Annotated in this window: 25 protein-coding genes; 10 read left to right on the top strand and 15 right to left on the bottom strand. The window is 72.5% G+C overall.

The genetic code is table 11. The features are described from left to right. Positions 1–239: 239 nt before the first annotated feature. From ACWDN5_RS36085 to ACWDN5_RS36065, 5 genes are all read right to left on the bottom strand, one after another. Complete coding sequence (locus tag ACWDN5_RS36085; protein WP_310976244.1) at positions 240–1,223, bottom strand: ABC transporter substrate-binding protein; 984 nt, start codon at positions 1,221–1,223, stop codon at positions 240–242. Between the two features lie 119 nt (positions 1,224–1,342). Continuing rightward, the gene (locus tag ACWDN5_RS36080; protein ID WP_449679431.1) at positions 1,343–2,386 is read right to left on the bottom strand and encodes a LacI family DNA-binding transcriptional regulator; all 1,044 of its coding nucleotides are present in this window, start codon (positions 2,384–2,386) and stop codon (positions 1,343–1,345) included. Between the two features lie 279 nt (positions 2,387–2,665). Next, complete coding sequence (locus ACWDN5_RS36075) at positions 2,666–3,619, bottom strand: endonuclease/exonuclease/phosphatase family protein (protein WP_449679430.1); 954 nt, start codon at positions 3,617–3,619, stop codon at positions 2,666–2,668. Then, positions 3,616–4,539 carry a D-alanyl-D-alanine carboxypeptidase family protein gene (locus tag ACWDN5_RS36070; RefSeq protein ID WP_449679429.1) on the bottom strand — a complete coding sequence of 308 codons (924 nt, stop codon included), beginning with the start codon at positions 4,537–4,539 and terminating at the stop codon, positions 3,616–3,618. Before ACWDN5_RS36070 ends, ACWDN5_RS36075 begins: the two co-directional genes overlap by 4 nt. A gap of 176 nt (positions 4,540–4,715) precedes the next feature. Next, positions 4,716–4,970, bottom strand: coding sequence for a hypothetical protein (locus ACWDN5_RS36065; RefSeq protein WP_449679428.1), 255 nt, complete (start codon positions 4,968–4,970; stop codon positions 4,716–4,718). 231 nt (positions 4,971–5,201) lie between these two features. On the opposite strand from ACWDN5_RS36065, the gene ACWDN5_RS36060 reads away from it, so the two are divergent. Beyond that, a complete protein-coding gene (locus ACWDN5_RS36060) occupies positions 5,202–6,671 on the top strand; it encodes a cellulose binding domain-containing protein (RefSeq protein WP_449679427.1) in 1,470 nt (489 codons plus the stop codon). Positions 6,672–6,675: 4 nt separating this feature from the next. Here the strand turns inward: ACWDN5_RS36060 and ACWDN5_RS36055 are convergent, their stop codons facing one another. Further along, complete coding sequence (locus ACWDN5_RS36055; RefSeq protein WP_449679426.1) at positions 6,676–7,470, bottom strand: SDR family NAD(P)-dependent oxidoreductase; 795 nt, start codon at positions 7,468–7,470, stop codon at positions 6,676–6,678. A 218-nt stretch (positions 7,471–7,688) separates the two neighbouring features. Here ACWDN5_RS36055 and ACWDN5_RS36050 point away from each other — a divergent pair, with 218 nt between their 5' ends. After that, a complete protein-coding gene (locus tag ACWDN5_RS36050; protein ID WP_310976250.1) occupies positions 7,689–8,306 on the top strand; it encodes a LysE/ArgO family amino acid transporter in 618 nt (205 codons plus the stop codon). Between the two features lie 16 nt (positions 8,307–8,322). Here ACWDN5_RS36050 and ACWDN5_RS36045 read toward each other — a convergent pair whose 3' ends face one another. The 3 genes from ACWDN5_RS36045 to ACWDN5_RS36035 form a co-directional block, all read right to left on the bottom strand. Next, positions 8,323–12,423 (bottom strand): beta-galactosidase, encoded by a 4,101-nt coding sequence (locus tag ACWDN5_RS36045; protein WP_449679425.1) that lies wholly within the window; start codon positions 12,421–12,423, stop codon positions 8,323–8,325. A 417-nt stretch (positions 12,424–12,840) separates the two neighbouring features. Then, positions 12,841–13,884 (bottom strand): LacI family DNA-binding transcriptional regulator, encoded by a 1,044-nt coding sequence (locus ACWDN5_RS36040; protein ID WP_310976305.1) that lies wholly within the window; start codon positions 13,882–13,884, stop codon positions 12,841–12,843. An 80-nt stretch (positions 13,885–13,964) separates the two neighbouring features. After that, positions 13,965–14,828 (bottom strand): hypothetical protein, encoded by an 864-nt coding sequence (locus ACWDN5_RS36035; protein ID WP_449679424.1) that lies wholly within the window; start codon positions 14,826–14,828, stop codon positions 13,965–13,967. Between the two features lie 105 nt (positions 14,829–14,933). On the opposite strand from ACWDN5_RS36035, the gene ACWDN5_RS36030 reads away from it, so the two are divergent. Both ACWDN5_RS36030 and ACWDN5_RS36025 read left to right on the top strand, forming a co-directional pair. After that, on the top strand, positions 14,934–15,503 hold the full coding sequence (locus ACWDN5_RS36030) for an RNA polymerase sigma factor (RefSeq protein ID WP_449679423.1): 570 nt from the start codon (positions 14,934–14,936) through the stop codon (positions 15,501–15,503). After that, positions 15,500–16,588, top strand: coding sequence for a CU044_5270 family protein (locus tag ACWDN5_RS36025; RefSeq protein ID WP_449679422.1), 1,089 nt, complete (start codon positions 15,500–15,502; stop codon positions 16,586–16,588). Before ACWDN5_RS36030 ends, ACWDN5_RS36025 begins: the two co-directional genes overlap by 4 nt. Before the next feature lie 65 nt (positions 16,589–16,653). On the opposite strand, the gene ACWDN5_RS36020 is transcribed toward ACWDN5_RS36025, so the two are convergent. Further along, positions 16,654–17,304: a helix-turn-helix transcriptional regulator gene (locus ACWDN5_RS36020; protein WP_449679421.1), complete on the bottom strand. Its 651-nt coding sequence runs from the start codon at positions 17,302–17,304 to the stop codon at positions 16,654–16,656. Between the two features lie 88 nt (positions 17,305–17,392). Between ACWDN5_RS36020 and folE the strand changes: the two genes are divergently transcribed. Together folE and ACWDN5_RS36010 are read left to right on the top strand one after the other, a co-directional pair. Next, the gene (gene folE, locus ACWDN5_RS36015; RefSeq protein ID WP_449679420.1) at positions 17,393–18,013 is read left to right on the top strand and encodes a GTP cyclohydrolase I FolE; all 621 of its coding nucleotides are present in this window, start codon (positions 17,393–17,395) and stop codon (positions 18,011–18,013) included. Beyond that, the gene (locus ACWDN5_RS36010) at positions 18,013–19,218 is read left to right on the top strand and encodes an NAD(P)/FAD-dependent oxidoreductase (RefSeq protein ID WP_449679419.1); all 1,206 of its coding nucleotides are present in this window, start codon (positions 18,013–18,015) and stop codon (positions 19,216–19,218) included. Before folE ends, ACWDN5_RS36010 begins: the two co-directional genes overlap by 1 nt. A gap of 198 nt (positions 19,219–19,416) precedes the next feature. Here the strand turns inward: ACWDN5_RS36010 and ACWDN5_RS36005 are convergent, their stop codons facing one another. The 4 genes from ACWDN5_RS36005 to ACWDN5_RS35990 form a co-directional block, all read right to left on the bottom strand. Next, the gene (locus tag ACWDN5_RS36005; protein ID WP_310976257.1) at positions 19,417–19,908 is read right to left on the bottom strand and encodes a hypothetical protein; all 492 of its coding nucleotides are present in this window, start codon (positions 19,906–19,908) and stop codon (positions 19,417–19,419) included. Between the two features lie 53 nt (positions 19,909–19,961). After that, positions 19,962–20,621, bottom strand: coding sequence for a response regulator transcription factor (locus ACWDN5_RS36000; RefSeq protein WP_310976258.1), 660 nt, complete (start codon positions 20,619–20,621; stop codon positions 19,962–19,964). Beyond that, positions 20,618–22,120: a sensor histidine kinase gene (locus tag ACWDN5_RS35995; protein WP_449679432.1), complete on the bottom strand. Its 1,503-nt coding sequence runs from the start codon at positions 22,118–22,120 to the stop codon at positions 20,618–20,620. The genes ACWDN5_RS36000 and ACWDN5_RS35995 overlap by 4 nt, the downstream gene beginning before the upstream one ends. A 166-nt stretch (positions 22,121–22,286) precedes the next feature. Then, positions 22,287–22,685, bottom strand: a complete 399-nt coding sequence (locus ACWDN5_RS35990) for a pyridoxamine 5'-phosphate oxidase family protein (RefSeq protein WP_310976259.1) — start codon at positions 22,683–22,685, stop codon at positions 22,287–22,289. Between the two features lie 245 nt (positions 22,686–22,930). Between ACWDN5_RS35990 and ACWDN5_RS35985 the strand changes: the two genes are divergently transcribed. The 4 genes from ACWDN5_RS35985 to ACWDN5_RS35970 all read left to right on the top strand — a co-directional run bounded on the left by ACWDN5_RS35985 (position 22,931) and on the right by ACWDN5_RS35970 (position 26,255). Next, entirely contained in the window at positions 22,931–23,545 is a 615-nt protein-coding gene (locus tag ACWDN5_RS35985) for a sigma-70 family RNA polymerase sigma factor (RefSeq protein WP_310976260.1), read from the top strand. A 25-nt stretch (positions 23,546–23,570) separates the two neighbouring features. After that, positions 23,571–23,876, top strand: a complete 306-nt coding sequence (locus ACWDN5_RS35980) for an AAA family ATPase (protein WP_310976261.1) — start codon at positions 23,571–23,573, stop codon at positions 23,874–23,876. Positions 23,877–24,406: 530 nt separating this feature from the next. Continuing rightward, complete coding sequence (locus tag ACWDN5_RS35975; protein WP_310976262.1) at positions 24,407–25,837, top strand: DUF1996 domain-containing protein; 1,431 nt, start codon at positions 24,407–24,409, stop codon at positions 25,835–25,837. A 67-nt stretch (positions 25,838–25,904) separates the two neighbouring features. Then, positions 25,905–26,255, top strand: a complete 351-nt coding sequence (locus tag ACWDN5_RS35970) for an MmcQ/YjbR family DNA-binding protein (protein WP_310976263.1) — start codon at positions 25,905–25,907, stop codon at positions 26,253–26,255. A gap of 14 nt (positions 26,256–26,269) precedes the next feature. Here ACWDN5_RS35970 and ACWDN5_RS35965 read toward each other — a convergent pair. Further along, the coding region (locus ACWDN5_RS35965) for a S8 family serine peptidase (RefSeq protein WP_449679418.1) at positions 26,270–26,594 on the bottom strand (325 nt) is incomplete at its 5' end.

Here is a 26,594-nt window from a genome sequence, read left to right as displayed (position 1 = left end):
AGGTCGAGGGACAGCGGGTCGGGCACCTCCCACACCGGCCGGACCCGCGCCGACACCGCGCACGAACCGGTGTAGATCTTGGCCTGCGGGAGGTTATGTGGACTTCGCCGGGGTACATCCGGAAGTCGACCCCGTCGAGGGCGAGGACGCCGGGGAACTCCTTGCGGATACCGCTCATCCGCACCATGGGCTGCGGTTCAGGCATTTGGTGTGCTCCGGGGTGGACGCGGGGGCGAGGATCAGTACTGGCGCTGCGGCAGCGCGGCCTTGGCCGACGCCTGGTCGAACTCGGTTTCCTGGGTCTCGATGCGGGCGGGCACCTGCTCGCCGGCGGCGACCTTCTTGACCAGGTCCATCAGCTGCGGGCCGAGCAGCGGGTTGCACTCGACGATGTGGTTGATCTTGCCGTCGGCCAGCGCCTGCATGCCGTCCTTGACCGCGTCCACGGAGACGATCTTGATGTCCTTGCCCGGGACCTTGCCCGCGGCTTCGATGGCCTCGATGGCGCCGAGGGCCATGTCGTCGTTGTGGGCGTAGAGGACGTCGATCTTGGGCTGGGACTTCAGGAAGGCCTCCATGACCTCCTTGCCCTTGGCGCGGGTGAACTCACCGGTCTGCGAGGCGACGATCTTGTACTTCGGGTCGGCCGCGATGACGTCCGCGAAGCCCTTCTTGCGGTCGTTCGCCGGGGCCGAGCCGGTGGTGCCCTGCAGCTCGACGATGTTCACCTGGCCGGTGGCGCTGCCGAACTCCTTGGTCAGCCACTCCCCCGCCTTCTTGCCCTCGGCGACGAAGTCGGAGCCGAGGAAGGTCTTGTAGAGCGACTTGTCCGGCGAGTCGATCGCGCGGTCGGTGAGGATGACCGGGATGTTGGCCGTCTTGGCTTCCTTCAGGACGGTGTCCCAGCCGGACTCGACGACCGGCGAGAAGGCGATGACCTTGACCTTCTGCTGGATGTACGAGCGGATCGCGGAGATCTGGTTCTCCTGCTTCTGCTGCGCGTCGGAGAACTTCAGCTCGATCCCGGCGGTCTTGGCGGACTCCTGGATCGACTTCGTGTTCGCCGTCCGCCAGCCGCTCTCGGCGCCCACCTGGGCGAAGCCGAGCGTGACGGCCCCGCCGGACGAACCGCCGGACGAACCGCCACTCCCGCAGGCGGTGAGCAGCACGAGTCCGGCCGCCGCGGCCGCCGCGGCGGCCCATCGCTTCTTCAGCACGTTCACTCCTCGATCGACGATGATCAGTGGGAAAACCTGGGTGGGGACTACTCGGGTGGAGATCTCTGGTGCGTGTTAGCGCTAACAATCCCTCGGGAACCACCAGGCCCCCGCCGGCCGCCGCGCTACCGCGGTCCGGTGCTCTCGCGCACGATCAACTCGGGGACGACCAGGGCGCGCGCGTGCCGGTCGCCTCCGTCCATCCGCCCGGCCAGCAGGCCGAACGTACGCCGTCCGACTTCGATGAAGTCCTGGCGCACCGTCGTCAGCGGCGGCGTGAAGTACGCCGCCTCGGGGACGTCGTCGAAGCCCGCCACGCGCACGTCCCGCGGCACCGAGATGCCCGCTTCGGCGAACGCGCGCAGCAAGCCCAGTGCCATCTGGTCGTTGCCGGCGAAGACGGCGTCCAGATCCTTTTCCTTGGCGAGGGATCGCCCCGCCTCGTACCCGGAGCGCGAGCTCCAGTCGCCGCGGATCACCCGCGGGGCCCCGACGCCGTGGCGTTCCAGGGTTTCCCGCCAGCCGAGCTCGCGGTCACGGGCCTCCAGCCAGTCCTCCGGCCCGGCGATGTGCCACACCATGCGGTGGCCCAGCGCCAGGAGGTGCTCGGTGGCCCGGCGGGCACCGTCGCGCTGGTCGACGGAGATGACCGGCACCGGTGCCGCCTCCCCGCCGCCGACCGCGACGACCGGGAAGTCCGCGGGCGCGGCTTCGAGCGCCCGGCCCGCGCTGACGTGCGGGGCGATCACGATGACGCCCTCGACCGCCTGGCGGCGCAGGTTCTCCACCGCGTCCGCGATCGACGACCGGCCCGGCCGGCTGACACTCGAGATGGTGATCGCGTACCCGGCTTCCCGGGCGGCGTTCTCGATGCCGTACAGCGTGCTGGCCGGACCGTACAGATTGGACTCGAGCGCGACGACGCCGAGCGTGCCGGTCCGCCCGGTGACCAGCGCCCGGGCCGCCGAATTCGGCCGGTAGCCCAGTTCCTCGATGGCCGCGAGCACCCGGGCCCGGGTCTCGGGGCGCACCGGGCCGGTCCCGTTGATCACCCGGGACACGGTCATGTGGGACACGCCCGCCACGCCCGCGACGTCGGTCAGGCTGGGCTGCCGCGTCCCGGCGGCGGTCGCCTTGACGGGGCCGCCGGAGCGGGGTCGTTCGGCCACCGGCGTCCCCTTCCGTCCGCTCCGACATGGTCTGCGTCACCTGTTCCGGTGACGACGAGGAGTTAGTGTTAGCGATAACACCCACGGGGTCAACCCCGGGTCGCGTAACGGTCTAGTCACGCGCCCTTCACCTCGGCCCGCCGACGAATTCGACGGCGCGACCTGCGCGGAGCGTCGTTTGAAATTCACCGCCCGTCAGCACCGCCCGGTGTTCAACGGCATGTTCGCGCCTCCCGCGGGGCGCTTACCACACCCCTTCGACGACTCCCGGCCCCGGGGTCAGAACGCCACCGTGGCGGCGACGGGCAGGTGATCGCTGCCGGTCGCGGGCAACGTCCAGGCCGCGACCGGGCGCACCCCCGACACGAAGACCTGGTCGATCCGCGCCAGCGGCAGGCCGGCCGGCCAGGTGAAGCCGAAACCGTCGCCCGCTTCGTCCTGCGCGGCCTGCATCCGGGCGGTGATCGGCGCGAGCGCCCGGTCGTCCGCCGTGCCGTTGAAATCGCCGACGAGCACCGTCCGCGGCGCGGATTCCGCGGCGACGGCGTCCGCCAGCAGGCCCATCGCCTCGTCGCGGCCGTTCGCGGTGAACCCGGCGTCGAGCCGGACCCGCACCGAAGGCAGGTGGGCCACGAAGAGCGCCACCGGACCCTTCGGAGTGTCCACAGTGGTCCGCAGCGCGCGGGTCCACGGCATGATCGCCACCGGCCGCGTGTCGCGCAGCGGGTAGGTGCTCCAGACCCCGACCGTGCCCTGGACCGAGTGGTACGGGTAGCCCGCCGCGAGGGCGTCCTCGTACTTCGGCACCTCGGACTTCTTCAGTTCCTCGAGCGCGATCACCTGCGCGCCCGCCGCGGCCAGGGCGCGCGCGGTGCCCGCCGGGTCGGGGTTCTCGTCGTTGACGTTGTGCGAGACGACCGTGAGGTCCCCGCCCGGCGAGCGCTTGTCGAACAGCCGGCCGCCGAAGGACCCGCCCCAGGCCAGCACCGGCAGCAGGAGGGCGACCAGCGCGAGCGGGGCGCGCCGGACCAGGGCCGCGACCAGCAGCGGCACGACGAGCAGGCCGGTCCAGGGCAGGAACGTCTCCAGCAGGCTCCCCGCGTTGCCCACCCAGTTGGGCACCAGCGGGTGCGCGAGCAGCAGCAGCGCGGTCAGGACGGCGAAGGCGGCGGTGACCCGCCCCCGCCGCCACGTCGCACCGGTGGCGGCCGGCCGCTCGGTCGTCGCGGTCATCGGGTGACCGCCGGGAGCTCGCGCTGGATCGCGGCGATGAGCGTCGCGCTGTTCTCCAGGGCGGCCCGCAGCCCGGCGGCCGGCGACCCACCCGGGTTCTGGTGCAGGACGACGCCGAGGATCAGCGCACCGTTGCCGGCCCGCGCGGCCCACATCAGCGCCCCTCCGGCCGCGGTGGACGAGCCGGTCTTCAGCCCGATGACGCCGTCTCGGCCGAGCAGGGTGTTCGTGTTGACGACCGTGCCCGGCACGCCGTCGATCCGCAGGCTGGGCGTGGCGACGATGGCGCGGATCACCGGGTTCTTCATCGCCTCGCGGGCCAGCCGCAGCTGGTCGGTCGCGGTGCTCGTGGTCGAGTCTTCGACGCCGCTGGCGCCGGTGTAGGTGGTGCTGGTCATGCCCAGCGCGGCGGCCTCGCGGTTCATCTTCGCGACGAAGGCTTCCTGACTGCCGGCGTCCCACCGGGCGAGCAGCCGGGCGACGTTGTTCCCGGACGGGACGAGCATCAGGGCGAGCAGGTCCCGCTCGCTCAGCCGGCGTCCCGCACGGACCGGCGCGCTCGATTCCTCGGCCGAGGTCGACTCCGCCTCGGCCTGCTCGTCGACGGTGATCTCCGGACCGGCCTCGCCGGGGCCGAGCGGGTGGTCCTTGAGCACCACGTAGGCGGTCATGACCTTGGTGACGCTGGCGATCGGCACCGGCCGCTGCTCACCGCGGCTGCCGAGCGAGCCCAGGTTCTGGACTTCGACGCTCGCCTGGCCCCCGGCGGGCCACGGCAGCGGGAGGTCGACGTCCGGACGGGCGGCGAAGGCCCGGCCGGCGGTCTCGGGCGGGAAGACGACCCAGCAGGCGGCGGCGAGCGCCACGGCCACGGCGGCGGCGATCCCCGCGGCCAGGGGCGGGATGCGGATGCGGGCCATCGGTCTCCTCCGGGTACCGGGTGCGCCAGGTGCGCACCCGATCACTCTGTCCGGGGAAGATCGCCGGTTCGTCGGGGATGTTCGACAGGTGTGACCCAGGAATGTCCCGATCCCGTACCAAAGCCGGAGGGAACCTTCCCCGCCCGCGACGGGAAGGTCCCCTCCGGCCCGGCCGGTCAGGCCGTCGAACGCTGGATGCAGTCCAGTCCCAGGCCGAGCGGGGTCGCCACGTACTGGCAGACGTGCGACGCGTGCGCCTGGTCCGTCTGCGTGCAGGCGACCGGCACCCCCAGCAGGTCGACCGAGCAGTACGCGTAGAACTGGGTCGAGCTGCCCGGCACCATGTCCGCCGACGCCGGCGTGGCCGCGGCGACGACCGCGGAAACCGTGAGTGCAACGGCCGTGGCCCAAGAAGCGATCCGGGTGTTCATCGTGCTCTCCTTCCGCCGAGCTTTCCCCTGTGGGCCAAGGGATTCACCGGGGAGAATGCCCCGTCGAACGTCTCTTCAGCTCGGCGTCACCGGAAAGTGTTACGGGCCCCAGCGTTCACATACGTGACCATTGTTCATCCTGTTGACTGCGCTCGGGCCGGTGACCTATAAAGGAAACGTCCGGGTGTCCGCCGCACACCTCCGCAGGTTCCGCTGTTCCGGAGGCCATCGGTGTCCCCACGCCCCTCGTCCCGCCGCGCCGTTTTCCTCGGCGCCGTCAGTGTTTCCACCGTCCTCGCCGTCACCGCCCTCGGCGGGCCACCGTCCGCCCGGGCCGCCGGGGCGGAACTCTCGGCCGCCTTCGCCCGGACGTCGGTCTGGACCGGTGGCTACGGCGGCGGCTACACGATCACCAACCGCGGCGACACCACCGCCACCGGCTGGACCGTCGAATTCGACCTGCCCGCCGGCACGGCCGTCAGCAGCTCGTGGAGCAGCGTCCGCACGCAGGCCGGGCAGCACTACCGGTTCACCAACGCCGGCTTCAACGGCACGGTCCCGCCCGGCGGCACCGAGAACTTCGGCTTCAACGTCAGCGGCGCCGGCCTCCCCACCGGCTGCACCGTCAACGGCGCCCCGTGCGACGGCGGCGGCCAGGTGACCACGACCCCCACCACCCCGGCCACGACGACGACACCGACGTCGACCACCACCGCCCCGCCCGCGGGCGACACCGTCGACGTCGCCACGGCCGCCCAGCTCCAGGCCGCGCTGGCGAACGCCGTCCCGGGCCAGGCGATCCGGCTCGCCGCCGGCACCTACCGCGGTTCCTTCGTCACCACGAAAGCCGGCACCGCGGCCCGGCCGATCACGCTGTCCGGCCCGGCGAACGCCGTCCTGATCAACGACGGCCCCTCCGGCGACGCCCCCGACTGCCCGGTACCCACCGCCGGCTGGGACTCCGGCTACGGTCTCTGGCTCGCGAACGCGCCCTACTGGACCCTGCGCGGGTTCACCGTGCAGGATTCGAAGAAGGGCATCGTCGCGGACAACTCGCCGCACACCACCATCGACGGCGTCACCGTCCACCACATCGACGAAGAGGCCGTGCACTTCCGGCGCTCGTCGGCCGACAGCGTGCTGAAGAACTCCACGATCACCTACACCGGCCTGGTGCAGCCCGGCTACGGCGAAGGCGTCTACCTCGGCTCGGCCAACTCCAACTGGGGCTGCCACGGCAACACCGGCGGCGTCGACCGCGGCGACCGGATCCAGGTGCTGGACAACCACATCGGCCCGTTCATCGCCGCCGAGCCGATCGACGTCAAGGAAGGCACCTTCGACGGCGTCATCCGCGGCAACACCTTCGACGGCCGCGGCATCACCGGCCAGAACTCGGCGGACTCCTGGATCGACGTCAAGGGCATCGGCTACACGATCGAAGGCAACACGGGCACGTTCGCCCCGCCCGGCACGTTCGCCAACGGCTACGAGAACCACAACACGAGCACGAGCCCGTCGTTCGACAACGGCTGCGGGAACGTCTGGCGCGGCAACAAGTCCGACCTCGGCGGCGTGGGCGCCTACGCGATCAAGATCAGCTCCGTGTCGAAGTGCGCGGCGAACCCGAACGTGGTGTACGCGTCGAACACGGTGACGAACGCCCGCTCGGGGCTGACGAACGTCCCGGTCACGCCGTGACGGCTCAGGGCACGATCGCGTCGACGTACCCGCCGTCCACCCGCACGGCCGCACCCGTGGTCGCCGACGCGAACGGCGAACTCAGGTACACCACCAGGTGGGCGATCTCCTCGGGCTCGATCAGGCGCTGCAGCAGCGATTGCGGGCGGTGCTGCTTCATGAACTCGCGCTGGGCCTGCTCCCACGGCAGGTCCTTGTCCACCAGCTCGTAGACGAAGTCCTCCACACCGCCGGTGTGGGTCGGCCCGGCGATCACGGCGTTGACCGTGACGCCGGTGCCGGCCGCGTGCTTGGCGAACCCGCGGGACACGCCGAGCAGCGCCGTCTTCGACACTCCATAGTGGATCATCTCGGCCGGGATGACGATCGCGGAATCGCTGGCGATGTACTGGATCCGGCCCCAGCCCCGGTCGGTCATGCCCGGCAGGTACGCGCGGGTGAGCCGCACCGCGGCCAGGACGTTGACCTCGAAGTAGTGCCGCCAGTCGGCGTCGGTGATGTCCAGCGGCTCCCGGGCGCCGAAGATGCCGAGGTTGTTGACCAGGATGTCGGCGTCCGGCACCTCTTCGACCACCTGGGCCGCGCCGGCCTCCTCGGACACGTCGCCGGGAGCCGGCAGGAAGTCCGCGTCCGGCAGGTCCTCGCGCAGCCGCGCGATGGCCTGGTGGACGCCGGTCTCGCTGCGGCCGTTGATCGCGACCCGCGCGCCCGCCGCGGCGAGGCCCGCCGCGATCGCCGCGCCGATGCCCTGGGTGGAGCCGGTGACGAGTGCCGTCTTCCCGCTCAGGTCGACCCGCATCGTGAAAGCCCTCTCTCGCTCGCGTGCCTCCCCGGGGCCGATTCAAGCACAGCTCCCCGGAGCCCACCGGCTGGAAATGCGGTTGCCCTCCCCCACCGCGGCGGTCACGATCTGCGCATGACCACGTATCGCACCCCGCTCCTGCCGACCGTCGCCGCGACCACCGCGCCGGTCCAGCAGCAGCCGGGCCGTCCGCGGGGGTCGATCACCTCGGCGCCGTGAGCGCCGCGCTGCTCGCCGGCCTGGTCGCCGGCTACGGCATCGCGATCCCGGTCGGCGCCGTGGGGACGTATCTGGTGGCCCTCAGCGCCCGCACGTCACTCCGGACCGGTCTCGCCGCGGCGCTCGGCGTCGCGACCGCCGACGGGGTGTACGCACTGGTCGCCGTGCTCGGCGGGGCCGCGATCGCGGGCGTCATCGCCCCGGTCGCCGGGCCGCTGCGGTGGGCCTCGGCGGCCGTCCTGATCGTCCTCGCCGCCCACGGCGCCCTGCGTGCGGTGCGCTCCCACCGCGCACCGGCCACCCGGCCGGTGACGCCGCTCGCGCCCGGCCGCGCCTACCTGAGCCTGCTCGGCATCACGCTGGTCAACCCGGCCACGGTCGTCTACTTCACCGCCCTGGTGGTCGGCGATCGCGCCGGGGACACCGTCCCCGTCCTCGACCAGGTGGTGTTCGTGCTCGCCGCGTTCGCCGCGTCGGCGAGCTGGCAAGCCGCCCTGGCCGGCGGCGGCGCGTTGCTCGGGCGGGTCCTGACCGGCCCGCGGGGCCGGCTGGTGACGGCGCTCGTGTCGAGCGCGGTGATCACCGCGCTCGCCGTCCGCCTCGTGCTGCCCTGAGCCCGGCCACCCGGGTTCACCGGCTGGGCGGGGTGCCGCAGGTCAGCGTCGGCACCGCCCAGTCGGCGTGGTCCTGGCCGTTGCCGTCGCCGCCGTCGGAGACCACCAGGTCGAGCACCTGGGCTCCGGTGACGTCGACGTCGACCGGGACCGCCGCTTGCCCGCCCCGGACCACCGGCGTCGTCACCTTCGTGACGCCGTCGGCCGAGACGCTGAAGCTCACGCTGCCGCCGGTGCCGGTTTCGCCGTCGACACCCACCGACGCCGTCAGCCGGGTGCAGGCGCCCGCCAAGTAGAGCTGGACGTCGCTCGCCGCGTGGGCGCCGAGCCCCTTGCCGTAGGCCACGCCGCCGATGGTCATCGGCTTGCCGTCGCCCGCGCTCGCTTCGCCGTTGCTCGTGTCGCGTTCCACCGGGCCCCAGCCGTTCGTGGCGGTGAGGAACGGCAGCGAGCCGACGGCCACCTGCCCCGCGGGCGGCGCCGGCGGAACGGCCCCCACGATCCGTTCCCCGGTCACCGAGCCCGCGCGGCCCGCCTGCCGGTAGGCCACCGCGACCTTCAGCGCGGCGGTGTCCACAGTGGAGGGAGGAGTCACGGCCCAGGTGAATGTGGCGGACTTCCCGCTGTCGATCCGCGGTACCGAAGGCGGCGACGCGGCACCGACCGTCCACCCCGCCGGAGCGGTGAGCGCCGGCTTGACGTCGAAGGCGGGCGGCGCGCCCGCGGGCACCCGCACGGTCGCCGACGCGGTGAACGCCTGGCCGCCCGAGGCGGTGTCCGGCGCGGTCAGCGACACCCCGGCCGTCGGTGCCGGCGGCATCGCGTACCGCGCGGGGTCGTAGCCGGGCGAGGCGTTCTGCCGGACGGTCAGCGGCGAGCGGTAGCTGCCGTAGTTCGTCCAGGCGATCGTGCCGAGGCCGCCGGTGCTGCCGTCGAGGTTCCACACCGCGACGGCGATCGTGTTGCGGCCGTTCGGGTTCAGGATGCCGGTGGGGATCGGGAAGCTGTGCTGCGGCCCCAGGTAGTTCACGTACTGGCCGAGCTGCCAGCCGTTGACGAAGAGCAGCGCGCGGTACTGCCGCGCCGGGTCGTCGGTGATGGTCAGGCCGAGCGAGGTGTCCTGGCCGCGCGGCAAATCCAGATCCGCCGCAGTGCGGTACCACGAGACACCGGGGGTCGTGTCCTGCGCCGGGAGCGACGCCGGTGCCCAGCCGCGGTCCGGGAACCCGGGCAGCGACCAGCCCGCGCGCTCACCGTAGAGCCCGCCGGTGTTGAGCGGCCCGCGCACCGGGTCCAGGCCGGTTTCGCCGCCCCGGACGCCCTGCAGCCGCCAGGTCACCGACGTCAGCGGGGTGCCGGTGAGCCGGGCCGCGGTGAGCCCGCGGGCGGCCTTGTTGCCGTTGCTGGCGCCGTAGTCCTCCTCGTGGCCCATGTTCACGGTGAGCACGGAGATCTCGTTGTCGCCCTGGCGCAGCGACCCCGCCGGGAAGGTGAAGGTGTGCTGCGGGCTGGTCGAGCTGCCGAGGAAGGCGCCGTTGAGCCACGCCGAGAACGCGCCGGCCGGGCCGCCGCTCTGGCTCGACAGCGTGATCCCGGTCTGCTTCCCGTCGCCGGTGAAGTGGCCGCGGTACCACGTGTTGCCGGTGTGGAAGCCGTAGTCGTCGGCGAACAGGACGGGTTTCGTGCCGAGCGCGGTCGAGCTGTTGGAGGTTTCCTTGTCCGCCACCGGCCACGCGGAGTCGTCGAAGGCCGCCTGGCTCTCCGGCGACTCCTGTTGGTGCTTCCAACCGGTCAGGGCGGGCAGCGTGACGGCCTTCGCGGCCGGCGCCGTTCCGTTGAGGCTGCCGCTCGAAGTCGACTGCACCGGCACCCGGGAACCGTTCCACAGCACCGCTTTCGCCGTGCCGAAGACCTCGAACGCGCCGTCGGTTCCGGTGTCGCCGGTCAGGCTCAGGGTGCCGTACTGCTCGGCCGCGGTCCGGACCAGGTGGGTGCCGCGGACCAGCACCGGGCCGGACGCGGTGTCCTGACGCCAGAACGTCGCCGCGGTAGCCTTGTCCGCGAGCAGCAGGAGCAGCGGCCGCGCGCCGGGCGCGGTGACGAGCACGCGGGTCAGGCCGTCGTGGGTGTAGTTCAGCCGCAGGTCGCCCCGGGCGGCGTCCCAAGTGGACGTGGCCGCGCCGCCGAGGACCTGGACGGCCGGCTGCTTCGCGAACCGCAGCACGGTCTCCCCCGGCCCGCCCTGGTCGCCGTAGAGCACCGCGACATCCCGGTTGCCGATGGCGGCGCTGGTCATGATTTCCGACGTCGAGTACTGCATCCGCGACGCACCGAGGTCGTAGCCGGCGACGAGGATTTTCGACTGCCGCCCGTTCAGCGTGATGCCGGTGCCGGGCTGCTGCGGCACGACCGGGTAGTAGTCGGTGCTGCCGGAGAGCAGGTCGACCGCGTCCACCACGACGTAGGGTGCGGTGGCCTTGGCGTTCTTCTGCCCGGTGACGGCGATCTTCAGCGTGTGCGCCCCGGCGGGCAGGTCCCGGACCTCGTAGCCGGTGACCTGGTTCTGCTTGCCGGCGGCGTAGAGGTCGACCGAGGAGACCTTCGTGTCGTCCAGGTAGACGTCGGCGATGCCGTGGCTCGGGTCCTTCGAAGTCACCCAGCGGATCCCGGTGCCGGTGAAGGGAATGCTGACGCTGTCGCCGGTGACGTTCGAGAACGACTCGGTGTGCTGGTAGTCGCCACCGGTGTAGTCGACTTCGGGGCCGACGTGGCTCCACGTCCCGGTGTAGCCGACCTCGGTGGCGCGGTCGTCGTAGGTGTACCCGGCGTGTTCCGCCAGGTCCAGCGCGACTCTGGTGGTGTTGGTGGCGGTCGACGTCGAATCGCTGTGGCGCAGGGTGTGGAACTGCGTGCGGGTGTCGGGGTTGATCCGCGCGGTGTCGGTGAGGGCCGGGTCGGTCAGCGGCGCGCCGGCCAGGCCGTCGGTCTTGGTCAGCGGGGCGACGGACTGGGTGAAGTAGCCGATCAGCTTGTCTTCGGCGTACTTCGGGTCGAACTGGCGGCCTTCGGTGATCGCGGCGCCGTAGTCGTAGGAGGTGTAGTTCTGCGGAATCGCGCTCCAGCCCCAGGACGTGCCACCGTGCAGCATGTAGAAGCTCTGCCCGGTGGCGCCGACGGCGATGTTCTGCTTGTAGAAGACGTCGGCGAACTGGTCGTTGATCAGCTGGGCGCACTTCTCGTAGCCGGGGCCGCCCCACGGGTCGAAGGCGCCACCCTGGAACTCGGCGGTGATCAGCGGCTTGCCGGGCACGTGGTCGTAGCTGATGTCGGGAACACCGTTCCACCGCGTGGGGTTCGAGCAGTCGAAGCCCTGCGGGTAGGAGTCGGCAGCATCGACGTCGAGCGCGGCGGCCCCGGCGTTGAAGGTCCCGTTGTTGTTGCCGACCAGCGGAACGGTGATCCCGTCGGCGCGCGCCTTGTCCTCGAGGTGCTGCATGTAGGCGCGACCGTCGGCGTTGCCGTTGTAGTACTCGTTTTCGACCTGGTAGGCGAGCACGCTGCCGGTACCGGTGGTGAGCTGGTGACGGGCGATGATCCGGTCGATCTGCGTCTGCCACTCGTCGGAGTACTCGAGGTAGACGGGGTCGGCGCTGCGGGTGTGGCCGGGCGTGGTGGACAGCCAGGTGGGAAAGCCACCCCCATCGACCTCGGCGTTGATGTAAGGCCCGGGCCGAGCGATGACGTAGAGGCCGGCTTGCTGAGCCAGGTCGAGGAGCTTGTCGAGGTCCCGGATGCCGCTGAAGTCGTAGACGCCCTGCTTCGGCGAGTGGTAGCCCCAGTCGAAGTACAGAGAGGTCGCGTTAAAGCCGGCGGCCTTCATCTTTTGGAAGATGTCGAGCCAGAGGTCGGGGCTGGGGAGCCGGTAGGAGTGGAACTCCCCGGACCAGAGGTAGGTGCGCGAGCCGTCGACGAGGAAGGAGTAGCCGTCGTAGGTGACGGTGTGGGTGGGGCGCGGAGGAGGCGCGGCGGCGGCTTGGGGAACGGCGACCCCGGCGAAGGCGAGCAGGGCGGCGAGAAGGACGGTGAACAGCGTCCGACAACGGCGGCGGGAGCGCATGCGGAGCCTCCTGAAGCGCGGGGACCACAATCGAACACGAACCATTGCCGACCGAACAGAAGCGGTCAAGATACAACACCAGGATGGATCAGTGCGGTGGTCTTGTTAGCGCTAACAGCATTCGGGCGAAAGGGAATTCGGGAGCGGAACCGCCGGAGGATCGCTTGCGCGGCCGAGCAATGAGGTTGGCCGGGCGGGGTTGGCCGGGTGGGGGTTGGCCCCGCAGGGCGGGCTTGGCACGGGCAGCAAGACCCACACCCCCCGCAACCCCGATCCGAAGCCCCAACACGGCCGGCGGCGCCGTGTCAAGGCACGCTTTCCCGCCTTGACACGGCACCGCCGGCCGTAGTCACAATCGGGCATCGGGGTCGCGAAACACACCCGAGCAGCAAGACACACCCACCAGGAAAGCCGGGATCACCGAGCCCGAGTACTCTCCCGCACCACCAGCTCGGCCGCCACCAGATGCCGAGCCCCGGCGTCCCCACCGGCCATCCGTTCCTCGAGCAGCCCGAACGTCCGCCGCCCGACCTCGATGAAGTCCTGGCGCACCGTGGTCAGCGGCGGCGTGAAGTACTCCGCCTCCGGCACGTCGTCGAACCCGGCGACCTGCACGTCCTCCGGCACCCGGATGCCCGCCTCGGTGAACGCGCGCAGCAGGCCCAGCGCCATCTGGTCGTTGGCCGAGAACACCGCCTTGAGCCCGCGCTTGCCCACCAGCGCCCGGCCGGCCTCGTAGCCCGACCGCGGGCTCCAGTCGCCGCGGACCACCGCCGGTACTCGCAATCCGCGCCCCTCCAGCGTCTCGCGCCAGCCTCGCTCGCGGTCGCGGGCCTCCAGCCAGTCCTCCGGGCCGGCCAGGTGCCAGACCGTCCGGTGCCCCAGGGACAGCAGGTGCTCGGTGACACGGCGGGCGCCGTCGTACTGGTCGACCGAGATCACCGGGACCGGCGCCGCCTCGCCGCCGCCGACCGCCACCAGGGGGATGTCCGCGGGGGCCGCCTCGAGGGCGCGCCCGGCCGTCACGTGCGGGGCGATCACCACGATCCCCTCCACCGCCTGGCGCCGCAGGCTCTCCACCGCGTCGCCGATCGACGTCCGGCCCGGCCGCGTCACGCTGCAGATCGCCACGCCGTACCCGGCCTCGCGGGCCGCGTTCTCGATCCCGTAGAGCGTGCTCGCCGGTCCGTAGAGATTGGACTCGAGCGCGACCACACCGAGCGTGCCGGACCGGCCGGTGACCAGGGCCCGCGCGGCCGTGTTGGGCCGGTAGCCGAGCTTCTGCACGGCGGCGAGGACCCGCTCGCGGGTCTCCGGGCGCACCGGCCCGCTCTCGTTGACCACGCGCGAAACGGTCATGTGCGAGACACCCGCCATCCCGGCGACGTCGGCCAGGCTCGGCTGCCGCGGCCCCGGCAGGGGAGTCCTCGTCTGCTCCCCCGGCTTCGCCCGGTCCACCACCCTGGCCCCCTCCACGTCGTACCGTCTCACCCCCGAGACGGTACCGCCGAACCGGCGCGGTCCGGACGCCCCGCGCCGCGTCAGGACCACCCGAACGGACGAGAGAGCGCTTTCACGACCGCGGTGACGCGCTGGGTGCCGTCCGCCCGGCTCGTGGCGGCCGGCTGGGCGGTCAGCACGACCACGACGTACCGGCGGCCGGCGACCACCCCGCTGGTGTGCAGGGTGCGGTCCGGGTCGCAGCACGACCAGCCCTGGTTCACCGCCCAGTCGGTGGCGGTGACCGCGGCCGGGACGCCGAAGAGCTGCTCGGACCCGTCCGCGCCGCGGCGGGCCGTGCTGTCGAGGGCCCGCAGGACGATCTGCCGGGTCGCGACGGGAGCGGCGTCGAGCAGGTACCGGTAGCACCGCGCGAGGTCGGCGGCGGTGACCACGGTGCTGCCCCACCGACCGGGATCGGCGGGCGGGCGGGTCGAAGTCATGCCGATCCGCGCGGCCCAGCCGGTCACGATCGCGGGGCCGCCCAGTTCGGCCCACAGCCTGCTCGCGATCGCGTCGTCGCTGCGCGAGAGCATCTCCGCGACGGCGCCCGCGGGCTCGCCCTGCCGCAGCGCTTCGAGCGCGATGAGCAGCTTGACCAGCGCCGCGGCCGGGTACGGCGCGTCCGGCCGGTGGGAGACGAGGTCCCGGCCGGTTTCGCGGTCGTGGACGAGCACGCTCAGCTTCCCGGGCACCAGGTGCGCGAGCTCGACGCCGGTGGGCAGCGCCTGCGCCGGCGCCGCGGTCGCCGTCGTGGCCACGCTCGTCGTCAACGACGGCGGGACCACCGGCAGCGATCCGGCTTCGGCCGGCCCCGGCGGTCGCACCGCGGCGGCCACCGCCAGTATCGCCACCACCGCGGCGGCGCACGTCCCGGCGAGCACCATCGCGTTCCTCCTGCGCATACCGGGTGTTGTCCGCAGGCCGCCGCCGTGTTCCCGGATTGTGGCGTGCGTCTCATCCGGATGGGTGGCCAGGGACGGGCGCGGCGGGCCGCGACAACCAGTACCGTGACCAGAATCGTCGAACGGCTGGACCGGCCCGACCTCGCCGCACGGGATCCGAAGGAGATCTTCGCGCGGCTCTTCGACGAGTACGCCCCTCCCCTGCGCGGCTACCTCGCGGGCCGGGTGGGCGTGCACGCCGCCGACGACCTCGTGGCGGAGACGTTCGTCGTCGCGCTGCGAAGACGGGCGAGCTACGACCCGGCGAAGGCGCCGATCCGCGGCTGGCTCTACGGCATCGCCACCAACCTGCTGCGCAACCACGTGCGCCAGGAGGTTCGCGGGTTCCGGCTGACCGCGAAGGCGGGTGTCGAAGACCGCCCGGCCGAGAACCACGACACCACGGTCGCCGGCCGGGTCGACGCGGCGGCGCGCCTGCGCGTGCTCGCCACCGAGCTCGCCGCACTGTCCGAACAGGACCGCGACGTCCTGCTGCTCACGTCCTGGGCCGGTCTCGAACCGGCCGAAGTCGCCGAGGCGCTCGGCGTGCCCGCGAGCACGGTGCGCTCGCGCCTGCACCGCGTGCGCCACCGGCTCCAGGCCCAGCTCGTCCCCACCGAGGAGAACCAGTCATGAACGAGCTCGACGAGACCCTCGAGCTGCTCCACCGCGAAGCCCGCACCGCACCGGCCGACCTGGCCCCGGCCCGGGCCCGGCTGCTGGCCGAACTCGACGCCGAGCCGGCCGTCCCGCGGCACCGGCGTCGGCTCGCGCTGCCGATCGCGGCCGTGGCGGCGGGCGTGGCCGCGGTGACCGTGGTCGTGGTCCAGCAGCGTCCGCCGGCTCCCGGCCCGGCCGCCGCACCGCCGGTGACCACGGTCCCGACCGCGGCGGCCCCGGACGTCCGCCTGATGTCGGCGGTCCAGGTGCTGACCCGGGCGGCGGACCTGACCGTCGGCGCGGCCGACCAGCCCGTCGGGCCGGGGCAGTTCCGGTACGTCGCCGAGCACACGTGGGTGCGGCGCGGCGTCCAGACCGGCGACGGCACGGGCTACACGTACCTGTGGGAGCAGGAGATCGACCGCTGGATCCCCGCGAACGAGAACGACGTCTGGCAGGAGACGCGCAAGATCCTCAACACCGGGAAGTTCCTCGGCGGTTCGGTGCCGCAGTCGCAGGCCCCGGAGCCGGAGCTCACGAAGACGGACCAGGGCCAGTGGCAGGGCCGTTGCGGCGACTTCTTCCCGAAGGCCAAGCCGGCCAAGAAGTGCGGCGACGCGACCGACTGGGACAGCCCGGCGTTCTACGCGGCACTGCCCCACGACCCGGCGGCGCTGTACGCGAAGCTGCAGCAGCTGACGAAGGGCCGCGGCTCGACGCCGTCGGCGATGTTCCACTTCGGCATCGAGATCCTCCGCGCGGGCCAGATGCCGGCTGCGCTGCGGGCGCAGTGGTACCGGGCGCTGGCGAAGATCCCGGGCATCACGGTCCTGGCCGCGTCGACGAACCTGGACGGCCGGACCGGTGTCGCGCTCGGGCTGGACGACCGGCACGAGATCCGGCAGCTGATCATCGACCCGGCGACGGGCGGGTTCATCGGCGAGCGCACGATCGCCGGCGCGGAACCGGAGGAGCGGTGGCTCAAGCCGGGCACGGAACTGGGCGCGAGCGCGATCACGACCGGCGTGGCCGGACGGCTCGGCGAGGTCCCGCCGAGGTAGCGACACTGGTCCCCGGTGGCGTTCGGTGCGTCAGCGGCACCGAACGCCACCTCGGCGCACTCCGCTCAGTCCGCCGCCAGGCGGACGCAGCAGCACCCCGGCCGCGGGTCCAGCCGGGCCCGCAGCCCCCGCTCCCCCACGCCCGCCAGCATTCCTTCGACCAGCCCGAGATTCATCTCGCACACCAGCCGCGTGTGGGCCTCGGCCAGCCGGTGGAACGGGCAGTTCGCCAGCAGCACCTCGCCGTCCTCGGTACGCGGTTCGAAGCCGTTCTCCTCCAGCGTGCGCACGATGTCGCGCGCCCCCGCGGCCAGCTCCTCCCCCTGTGCGCGGGCGCGTCTCGCCAGGATCTCCCGCGGTGAAGCGCCGGTCTCGTCGGCCTCCTCCACCGCCGCCGCCAGCAGGCGGCCCGCCAGCTCGTACTGGCGCTCGGGCAGCGAAATGCTCACCTGCCGGTCGGACCGCCGGTACAGCTTCGCCGGGCGGCCCGCCCCCGGCCCGCTCCGGCCCGTCCGGCGCTCGTGGCCCACCACCAGCAGCTGCTCCTCCACGAGGCGGTCGAGGTGGAACGCCACCGTCGCGCGGGGCACGCCGAGCGCCTCGGCGACGTCGTCGCGGCTCACCGGCTCCGGGCGGCGGACCACGTACTCGTACAACCGGCGCCGGGTCGGCTCGTCGAGCGCTGCGACCGCGGCCACAGCCTGGGTTTCGTGCATCAGCGCATTCTAAAACAAATGACTGTTGACGAAAACCCCTCGAGGCTTCTAACGTCGGTGCGTCTTGATTTTAGAAGGAGGCACCCCCGTGACCGTCGAACCCGTCAGCGCACCGACCCCGTTGCGGCACCTCGGTGTCGTCCACGACCGCGACGCCGTCGACCTGCACGCGGCCGAGCGCGCGGTCGCCGACCTGCTGCGGGCCCTCGGCAAGGACCCGTCGTCGGAGCACTTGGGCGACACGCCCCGGCGGGTGGCCAACGCCTACGCGGAAATGCTGCAGCCGCGGGACTTCCAGCTGACGACCTTCCCCAACGACGAGGGCTACGACGAGCTCGTGCTGGCGAAGAGCATCCCGGTGCAGTCGCTGTGCGAGCACCACCTCCTGCCCTTCCGCGGGTTCGCGCACGTCGGCTACCTGCCCGGCGAGCGGATCCTCGGGCTGTCCAAGCTCGCCCGCGTCGTCGAGATGTTCGCGCGCGACCTGCAGGTGCAGGAGCGGCTGACCAAGCAGGTCGCGGACTGGCTCCAGGAGCACCTGGCCCCCAAGGGCGTCGGCGTCGTGATCGAGGCCGAGCACCTGTGCATGTCCCTGCGCGGGGTGCGGGCGAGCGGCGCGCTGACCGTGACGTCGTCACTGCACGGCCTGCTGCGCGAGGAACCCAAGACGCGGCAGGAGTTCTTCGCCCTCACCGGCGTGATCGCCTGATGGACACCTACGTCATCGCCGGCGCCGGGCTCACCGGCGCGAAGGCCGCGGAAACCCTGCGCGCCGAGGGCTTCGAGGGGCGCATCGTCCTCGTCGGCGCCGAACCGGACCTGCCCTACGAGCGGCCGCCGCTGTCGAAGGGCTACCTGCTCGGCCAGGACGACCGCGCGTCGGTGTTCGTCCACGACGAGAAGTGGTACGCCGAGCACCGCATCGAGGTGCTGACCGGGCGGCGCGCCACCGCGCTGGACCGGGCGGCGCACGAGCTGGAACTGGCCGGCGGCGAACGCCTCGGCTACACGAAGCTGCTGCTGGCGACCGGGGCTTCGCCGCGGCGGCTGCGGGTGCCCGGCAACGACCTCGACGGCGTCCACTACCTGCGCCGGCTCGCGCACGCCGACCGGCTGCGGGACGCGCTGAAAGCCGGCGGCCGGGTCGTCGTGGCCGGCGCGGGCTGGATCGGCCTGGAGACGGCCGCGGCCGCGCGCCACTACGGCTGCCCGGTCACGATCGTCGAGCCCGGACCGGCCCCGCTGCACGCCACGCTCGGGCCGGAGCTGGGCGGGTACTTCGCCGACCTGCACCGCCGCCACGGCGTCGAGCTGCGGTTCGGCACCGGCGTGACGGGCTTCGCGGGCGAATCCGCGGTCTCGGCGGTGCTGACCGACGACGGCGAGATCCCGGCCGACGTGGTCGTCGTCGGCATCGGCGCCCGGCCGGAGACGCAGCTGGCCGCCGACGCGGGCCTGGCCGCCGACGACGGCGTCCTCGTCGATGCGGGTCTACGCACGGAGGACCCGGACGTGTTCGCGGCGGGCGACGTCGCCGGCGTGTGGCAGGAGCGCTACGGGCGCCGGATCCGCGTGGAGCACTGGGCCGCGGCGACCAACGGCGGCCCGGCGGCGGCGCTGGCGATGCTCGGCCGCGAAGTGGTCCACGACGACCTGCCGTACTTCTTCTCCGACCAGTACGACGCCGGGATGGAGTTCACCGGCTGGTTCCCGCCCGGCGGCTACGACCGCGTCGTCACCCGCGGCGACGCCGAGGCCTTCCACGCGTTCTGGCTGACCGGCGGCCGGGTGGTCGCGGGACTGCACGTGAACAAGTGGGACGAAGGCCTCGACGCGGTGCGCGAGCTGATCCTCAGTGGACGGACCGTCGACCCGGATCGGCTGGCCGACCCGGACTGCCCGCTCACGGTCTAGGCGCTGCCGGCGAGCACCGCCGACCCGGCTGGCCGGCTCGCCGTCCAGAATGTCCAGCACCTCTTCGACCGGGGTGCGCCGGGCCCGGCACGCAGCGCGGCCATCGTGGCTTCGGGCCGGTTGAGGATCAGGGCTTCCTTGCCGGGGACACGGCGACCACCGCGTTCCCGTGCTGGCCGTCGCGTGGGCCCCGACGAGCTAGTCCTCCCGCCGGTGCCGGCCGCGGCGGACACCCGCCAGTGCGCGGACCCGAGTCGCCAGGTCGCCGCGGCGCTCCCGGCGGGCGTACTCCAGCAACGCCTCCGCCTGGTCGCGCGGCAGCCAGCCGCGGTCCGCGCCCGCCTCCAGGCGCAGCAGGTGGGTCACCAGCTCGCGGGACTCCTCGTCGTGTTCTCCGGCCAGCTCCGCGAAGCGGCGGGCCGCCTCGACCTCGCCGTCGCACCAGGCCGTCATCGCCAGGAGCGTGGCCGTGGCCGTCATGATGTCGCCGCGGTGGACGCCTCCCTCCGCCGCCAGGTGCTCGGCCAGCTGGAAGCTGCGCGTGCCGAGGCCGCCGGCCCCTTCGCGGCGCACGGCGTCCGCGAGTGCCCTGATCTGCCGCGTGACATAGTCCCCGCCCGACAACCCCGCCATGTCGTCCCCTCTGTCGGCGCACGCCACTTCGTGCGTCACCCGACAGGTGTACTCCATCGGTGGCTGGATACGTCGAACGCCCCACCGGTTTCGTCCGATCGGTCGGGAATTCAGCCCGATCGTCCGGGCTCGGCCCGCCGCTGGGACATGTACACCGCCGCCGAGGTGCGCCGCTCGACGCCGAGCTTGTGCAGCACCGAGGAGACGTAGTTCTTCACCGTCTTCTCGGCCAGGAACAGCCGCTCGGCGATCTGGCGGTTGGTCAGGCCCTCCGCGACCAGGTCCAGTACCCGCCGCTCCTGCGGGCTGAGCTGCTCGTACCGCGGGTCGGGGGCTGCGACGTCCTCACCGCGCAGCTTGTTCATCACCGACGCGGTCAGCGTGGCGTCCAGCAGCGAGCCGCCCGCGGCGACCGTGCGGACGGCCTCGATCAGCGACCGCCCGGACACCTGCTTGAGCATGTACCCGGCCGCGCCCGCCATGATCGCGCCGAACAGCGCCTCGTCGTCCGAATAGGACGTCAGCATCAGGCAGGCGGGCGGCGGGTCCACGGTGGACCGGATCTCCCGGCACACCGCCACGCCCTCGCCGTCGGGCAGCCGGACGTCGAGGACGGCCACGTCCGGGCGGGCCTGCGGGATCCGCACCAGCGCCTCGGCCGCCGTCCCCGCCTCCCCGACCACCTCGATGTCGGCTTCGGGCTCGAAGACGGTCTTCAGCCCGGTCCGGACCAGCTCGTGGTCGTCCAGCAGGAACACCGCGATCGTCATCGTCCACTCCCCTGCTCGCCGGTCATCGCCGGCAGCTCCGCCGTCCATTCCAGCCGCGACCCGCCGTCCTCGCCCGCCGCCAGCACGCAGTGGCCGCCCCACCGGGCCGCCCGCGAGGCGAGGTTGGCCAGGCCGCTGATCCGGCCCGCCTCCGCCGGCGGGCCGGTCCCGTCGTCGCGCACCACCAGCGTCAGCCGCCGGCCGAGCCGGTCCACCGTGACCTCGACCGACGACGACTTCGCGCCGGCGTGCCGGGCGACGTTCGTCAGCGCTTCCCGCAGCGACGCGATCAGGTCGGAGCGGACCGCCTCCGGCACCGCGGCGTCCAGCGGCCCGTCGAAGCCGACGCGCGGCTCGAAGCCCAGCGCGTCCCGCGCGTCCACGGCCACCCGCAGCAGTTCCGAGCGGAGGCTGCCCTGCGCCTGCGCGGGCGCCTGGAGCGAGAAGATGCTGTTGCGGATCTCCCGGATCGTGCCATCGAGGTCCTGGGCGAACCCGGCCACGCGCGCGGCGACCCCCGCGTCGGCGATCAGCCTGCTGACCCCCTCCAGCCCGAGCCCGGTCGCGAACAGCCGCTGGATGACCAGGTCGTGCAGGTCGCGGGCGATCCGGTCGCGGTCGGCGAACACCGCCAGCTGCTGGCGCGCTTCCTGCGCCCGGGAGAACTCGACGGCGAGCGCGGCGTGCCCGGCGAAGGTCTCGGCCAGTTGGACGTCGGACTCGGTGAACGGCGAGCGGTCGCGGAACTTCGCGACCACCAGCACCCCGAGCGTCTCCTCGCCGACGATCAGCGGCACCGAGATCGCCGAATCGAGGTCCTTGACCATCGCGGGAATCGGCCCGGCGTGCTCGCGCTGCTGCTCCTGCACGCGCTCGCCGTAGTCGCGGACCACGACCGGGCGGCGGGTGGCGAAGGCCATGCCGGTGGCGGTGCCTTCGACGGGCACGGTCATCCCCATCAGCCGGTCGGCGTCCTCGCCCGGCGGCTCGACGACGTCGAACACGAGCCGGCCGGGGCCGTCGGGCCGGGCGATCGCGCCGGCCGTCCCGCCGGCGACGACCCGGGCGCGTTCGGCGACCAGCCGCAGCGTGGCCCGCAGGTCCTGGGCCGAGAGCAGCGCGCGGGTGACGTCGTAGGACGCCTCCAGCCAGCGTTCGCGGCGGCGCATCTGGTCGACGAGCAGGGCCTTCTCGACGGCCATCCCGGTGGCCGCGGTGAGCGCGCCGAGCACCTCGCGTTCGCGGCGGCCGAACTCGCGCCCCGCCCCGGGCTCGACGGCGAGCGTCCCGAAGGTCTCCGCGCCCGCGCGGACCGGCAGCTCGACCGCGCCGGGGCCGAGCGCGCCCCGGCCGTAGTCGGCGGTGCCGTTCTCGGCCAGGTCCAGCCGCCCGCGCCGGGCGCCGAGCAGCTCGCACGTCGCCGTCACCGCGCGGGTCAGCAGCGTGGGCAGCTCCAGCTCGCGGGCGATGCCGCCCACGGCGGCCAGGATCGCCGGCATGCTGAATTCGTCCGCCACGTCCCGTCGACCCCGCTGGTTCCGCCCGAGTCCCGGGCCTGCCCCGGGCCGTCAAGGGTCCCACAGGCCACTGCCCGTGTCGGCCCAATCCGGTTCGTCCATCCGGTGGGTCGATGGCGAGCGCCCCTCCGTTACGGCGATCGGGAAATCACTCCGCGTGGCACGCGAGGCGGTGACCGCTGATGGTCTCCGCCGGGACGCGCAGGAACCGGTGGCCGGCGCGGGCGGGCGCCGGGCACGGGCAGGTGAGGTCGACGGCGCCGGACTCGGTGGCGCGGCCCAGCAGGCTGACGTACCAGCCGGCGCCCAGGTCGGCGGCGAACTCGTCGACCTCGAAGGCGACGACGGCGTCGCGCGCGCCGGCGTACAGGGGGCTGCCGGGCGGGACGGCGAACACCACGGCGTCGTCGACGACCGTGAAGCGCACCGGGCGCACCGCCGGCATCGCCCGGTGGGTGTAGATCACCCGGCCGAGGCTCGCCGTCCGCAGCAAGGCGAGGCACTGCTGCCGGTCCAGCAGCAGCCCGAAGCCCACTTCGTCCACCATCGCGTCCCTGTGTTTCTCCTGTGAAAAATCCCCGGCCACCAGCGTGATCGGTTCACCCGGTCCGCCGATAGGGCCGTTCGGCCCGGCCACCCGCGACCGCGGCGGGAAGGCACATCGAGCCGATCCGGACCAGGGCCGGAAGACCCGGTTCGGGACGGCCGCCCGGCCGGTGTGGCGGCCACGCGGAGTGACTTAGCGTCGTAACCGTCCGTTGCCGATTCAGCCGAAAGAGGGGGCGAGGGCCGATGCCGCCGCACTCCGCCGAGGGTGGTCCCACGCCCACGGCGACGTTCGCCCTCGACCCGGTGCTCGTCCGGGCGGCGATCCAGGGCAACCGCGCCGCGGTGGCCGGGCTCCTGCGCGCGCTGCGGCCGATCGTCTTCCGCTACTGCCTGGGCCGGCTGCGCACCTGGCAGGACGGTTCGTCGGACGCCGAAGACTGCGCCCAGGACGTGTTGCTGGCGATCGTGCGCGCCCTGCCGGAGTACCGCCACGAACCCGACGGCTTCGTGCCGTTCGTCTTCGGCATCGCCGCGCACAAGGTGTCCGACTTCCACCGCCGCCGGGCGCGCGACCGCACCAGCCCGGTCGCCGAACCGCCGGCCGGCCGCTCGGGCGGCGCGGACCCGACGGGCGAGGAGGTCGAGCGCTCCGCGGCCCTCGACTGGTCGTCCGGGCTGCTCGACACGCTGCCGCCGCGCCAGCGCGAAATCCTGGTGCTGCGGATCATCCTCGGCATGACGGCGGAGGAAACGGCGGCCGCGGTCGGCCTCGGCAGCGCCGGTGCGGTCCGCGTCGCCCAGCACCGCGCCCTCGCGACCCTGCGGCGCAGCCTGCTCGCCCACCGGGAAGCGTCCTGACCCGGGAACCTGCGATCATCGTCCGGTGTCCCCCGTGCCGATCGTGCTCGGCGGCCTGCCCGCGACCGGGAAGACGACCGTCGCCGTGGAACCGGCGCGCCGCACCGGCTTCGCCTTCCTGCGGGTCGACACGATCGAGCAGGCGATCCTGCGCAGCACCCCGCCGGAGCCGCCGCTGGGGGCGGCTGGGTACGTGGTCGCCCGGGAGGTCGCCGGCGATCTGCTCCGGACGGGCGTCAGCGTGATCGCCGAGTGCGTTAACCCGCTCGCTGTCACCCGCGACGCCTGGCGGGCCACGGGACTCGCCGCCGGGCACCGCCCGCCCACCTGAGCGGAGATCGTGGCCTGCGAATACGAGCCGTGGCGCCGCGAGCGGCTGGTCGTCGCTGCCGTGAATCGGCCGCCAAAAGCGCCATTCCCGCATTTCGCGGCAATTCACGACGCCGTCCGCGCTGCGGGCATTCGACCGGTCTCACCGAGGGATACGGATGCCGGTTCACTTCGGTTCAAACTTTTTTCCACGAGCCTGCCGCGGGCAGCGAATCCGCAGGTCAACAGCCTCTTTCGCTACGCAGACGCGAACCCGGCCTGACGGTTCGTAACTGTCGAAAAGAACTTCTTGCCCGGTGTCAAGCGCCCGTGTAGCGTCCATAACGGAACGATAACCAGCCGGTTGACGGCGCGGCCACGGGCAGGTGGGCGCGCACCCACTGATGTCGGGTCAGTGGACCAGCCGGGTTTCGTTCCTGCCGACACATCCCGCACACACCCGCAAGAACCCCGCCTGTCCGGGACGAGCCTGGGCTCGTACCCGTTCAGTGTCGCGCGTTCCCGCCAGCCCGACACCCGGAGGATTTCCCCATGTCCCGCACCCAAGGACGGCATCGCCTTTCCCGCCGGACGAAGATCGCGACCGGCGGCCTCGCCCTCGCGATCGCCGTCGGCGGCATCGTCGTCGCGACGACCACCGGCAACACCGGTGAAGCCAGCGCCGACGAAGCGAACCCCGCCTTCTTCGTCGACATCCTGAAGGTGAAGCCGAACCAGTTCGACCCGCGCCCGGTCACCGGCGCGTCGACGGGAACGTTCACCGTCGACTGCGGCCGCAACGAAAACCAGCACTTCAACCCGGACAACTTCATCGCCCAGCCCGGCGTCCGCAACGGCGCCCAGCACCTGCACGACTACGTGGGCAACCTGTCGACGAACGCCGACTCGAACAACAAGAGCCTGGTCAAGGCCGGGACCACCTGCAAGAACGGCGACAAGTCCGCCTACTTCTGGCCCGTGGTCCGGATCGACACCGGCGAAGAGGAGAAGAACGAGCCGGCCAAGAAGCCCGACGGCGACCGGGCGCAGGCCGACCGCGAGGCGAAGACCGTCCAGGTCGCGTGCCCGGACGTCGCCAGCAAGCTGGCCGACATCCCCGACCAGGCGATGGCCGAAGTGGACAGCAACCTCGACCAGCTCGACAGCCAGGCCGACGAGGCCAACCAGCGCATCGCCGCGACGCAGGGCCAGGGCGGCCCCGACTTCGTGCGCAACGCCATCCTGAACCCGCTCAAGGACCGCCGCGCCGCGATCATCGACCGGATCGCCATCGCGATCGGGCGGTTCACGCAGAAGCCGGGCGACCTCGGCGGTCTCGCGCCGTGCACGACGAAGCCGGGCAAGGACACCGGAACGCCGACGCCGCCCCCGAGCAGCACCGCCGGCGGCGCGCTGCCCGGGCAGGACGAGAACAACGAGCTGCCCGGCAACGACGGCAAGATCCTGCGGCCGCAGAAGGTGCAGCTCACCTTCCGCGGCAGCCCGGTCGGGAAGGTCGTGGCAATGCCGCGCTTCCTGCGCGTGCTCTACGGCGACGCGAAGGTGTCGACCAACGGGCCCGCCAACGCCAAGGCGAGCTGGACCTGCACCGGCTTCGAGAACCGGCTGGTCGACAAGTACCCGATCTGCCCGCAGGGCAGCAAGGTCAAGCGCATCCACACCTTCCCGAGCTGCTGGGACGGCAAGAACACCGACAGCGCCAACCACCGCACGCACATCGTGTTCCCGGACCAGTTCGGCCGGTGCGGCAAGGGGTTCAAGGCGGTGCCGCAGCTGCAGATCTCGCTGACCTACGACATCCCGCGGGACATCCAGCTGAAGAAGCAGTACAAAGTGGACGCTTTCCCGCAGGAGAAGCACAACCCGCTGTCCGACCACGACGACTTCGCCAACGTGATGTCGCAGCGGATCATGAACGGCCTGGTGAACTGCGTGAACCGCGGCCGCACCTGCCGGGCGTGACCCGGGACCGGCGGCGCACCCGGGGATGGTGCGCCGCCGGTTCCGCGTTCCGCGGGAGAATGGTGGCATGGTCACCGGTGACGACGTCCGCGCGTTCGCGTCCACCCTCCCGCGTGCTTACGAGGCGGTGGTGCGCGACCGGATCAAGTTCCGGGTCGGGCAGATCGTGTTCGTGGCCCTCTCGGCGGACGAGACCCTGATGGGGTTCGCCTTCCCCCGCGAGCAGCGGGAAGCACTGATCGCCGGGGAGCCCGGCAAGTTCCTGCTGCCGGAGCCGTCGGACCTGCGCTTCCGCTGGGTGCGGTGCCGCCTGGCGGCGATCGACCTCGGCGAGATGCGGGAGCTGGTCGTGGAGGCGTGGCGGATGTGCGTGCCGAAGAAGGTGTGGACCGAATACCTGGAGACCCACCCGCTCTGACGGACGCCCCGGCCTCACCCGGACAGGATCGTCGCCGCGTCGAGCTTGCCCCAGCCGTAGCGGGGGTTCCAGACCGGGCCGGTCGCCGCGTCCCGCCGGGCCGTGGTGCGGAGGCGTTGCTGGACGTCCTCCGGGGTCAGCGCCGGCTCCTGGGCCAGCATCAGCGCCACCAGACCCGCCACGAACGGCGTCGCCATGCTCGTCCCCTGGATCGTCACGTAACAGCCGCTCGGGTGCAGGCGAGCCGCGAGGCGGGGGTCCGCCGCGAACTCCGAACCCTTGCTCAGGGCCGCCGTCACCACCTGGCCCGGGGCCGCGATGTCCGGCTTGAAGCCGCCG

The sequence above is a fragment of the Amycolatopsis sp. NPDC003731 genome (assembly GCF_053586895.1).
Note: the sequence above shows the minus strand (reverse complement) of the source record. Positions and strands in the feature narration are given on the sequence as shown.

Bases quoted from the DNA above. Each gene is read 5' to 3' on its own strand.
- ACWDN5_RS36075 (WP_449679430.1), bottom strand. From the start codon at position 3,619: ATGACCGCGACGACCGAGCGGCCGGCCGCCACCGGTGCGACGTGGCGG.
- ACWDN5_RS36070 (WP_449679429.1), bottom strand. From the start codon at position 4,539: ATGGCCCGCATCCGCATCCCGCCCCTGGCCGCGGGGATCGCCGCCGCC.
- ACWDN5_RS36065 (WP_449679428.1), bottom strand. From the start codon at position 4,970: ATGAACACCCGGATCGCTTCTTGGGCCACGGCCGTTGCACTCACGGTT.
- ACWDN5_RS36055 (WP_449679426.1), bottom strand. From the start codon at position 7,470: ATGCGGGTCGACCTGAGCGGGAAGACGGCACTCGTCACCGGCTCCACC.
- ACWDN5_RS36045 (WP_449679425.1), bottom strand. From the start codon at position 12,423: ATGCGCTCCCGCCGCCGTTGTCGGACGCTGTTCACCGTCCTTCTCGCC.
- ACWDN5_RS36035 (WP_449679424.1), bottom strand. From the start codon at position 14,828: ATGCGCAGGAGGAACGCGATGGTGCTCGCCGGGACGTGCGCCGCCGCG.
- ACWDN5_RS36025 (WP_449679422.1), top strand. From the start codon at position 15,500: ATGAACGAGCTCGACGAGACCCTCGAGCTGCTCCACCGCGAAGCCCGC.
- ACWDN5_RS36020 (WP_449679421.1), bottom strand. From the start codon at position 17,304: ATGCACGAAACCCAGGCTGTGGCCGCGGTCGCAGCGCTCGACGAGCCG.
- ACWDN5_RS36010 (WP_449679419.1), top strand. From the start codon at position 18,013: ATGGACACCTACGTCATCGCCGGCGCCGGGCTCACCGGCGCGAAGGCC.
- ACWDN5_RS36005 (WP_310976257.1), bottom strand. From the start codon at position 19,908: ATGGAGTACACCTGTCGGGTGACGCACGAAGTGGCGTGCGCCGACAGA.
- ACWDN5_RS36000 (WP_310976258.1), bottom strand. From the start codon at position 20,621: ATGACGATCGCGGTGTTCCTGCTGGACGACCACGAGCTGGTCCGGACC.
- ACWDN5_RS35995 (WP_449679432.1), bottom strand. From the start codon at position 22,120: ATGCCGGCGATCCTGGCCGCCGTGGGCGGCATCGCCCGCGAGCTGGAG.
- ACWDN5_RS35990 (WP_310976259.1), bottom strand. From the start codon at position 22,685: ATGGTGGACGAAGTGGGCTTCGGGCTGCTGCTGGACCGGCAGCAGTGC.
- ACWDN5_RS35985 (WP_310976260.1), top strand. From the start codon at position 22,931: ATGCCGCCGCACTCCGCCGAGGGTGGTCCCACGCCCACGGCGACGTTC.
- ACWDN5_RS35975 (WP_310976262.1), top strand. From the start codon at position 24,407: ATGTCCCGCACCCAAGGACGGCATCGCCTTTCCCGCCGGACGAAGATC.
- ACWDN5_RS35970 (WP_310976263.1), top strand. From the start codon at position 25,905: ATGGTCACCGGTGACGACGTCCGCGCGTTCGCGTCCACCCTCCCGCGT.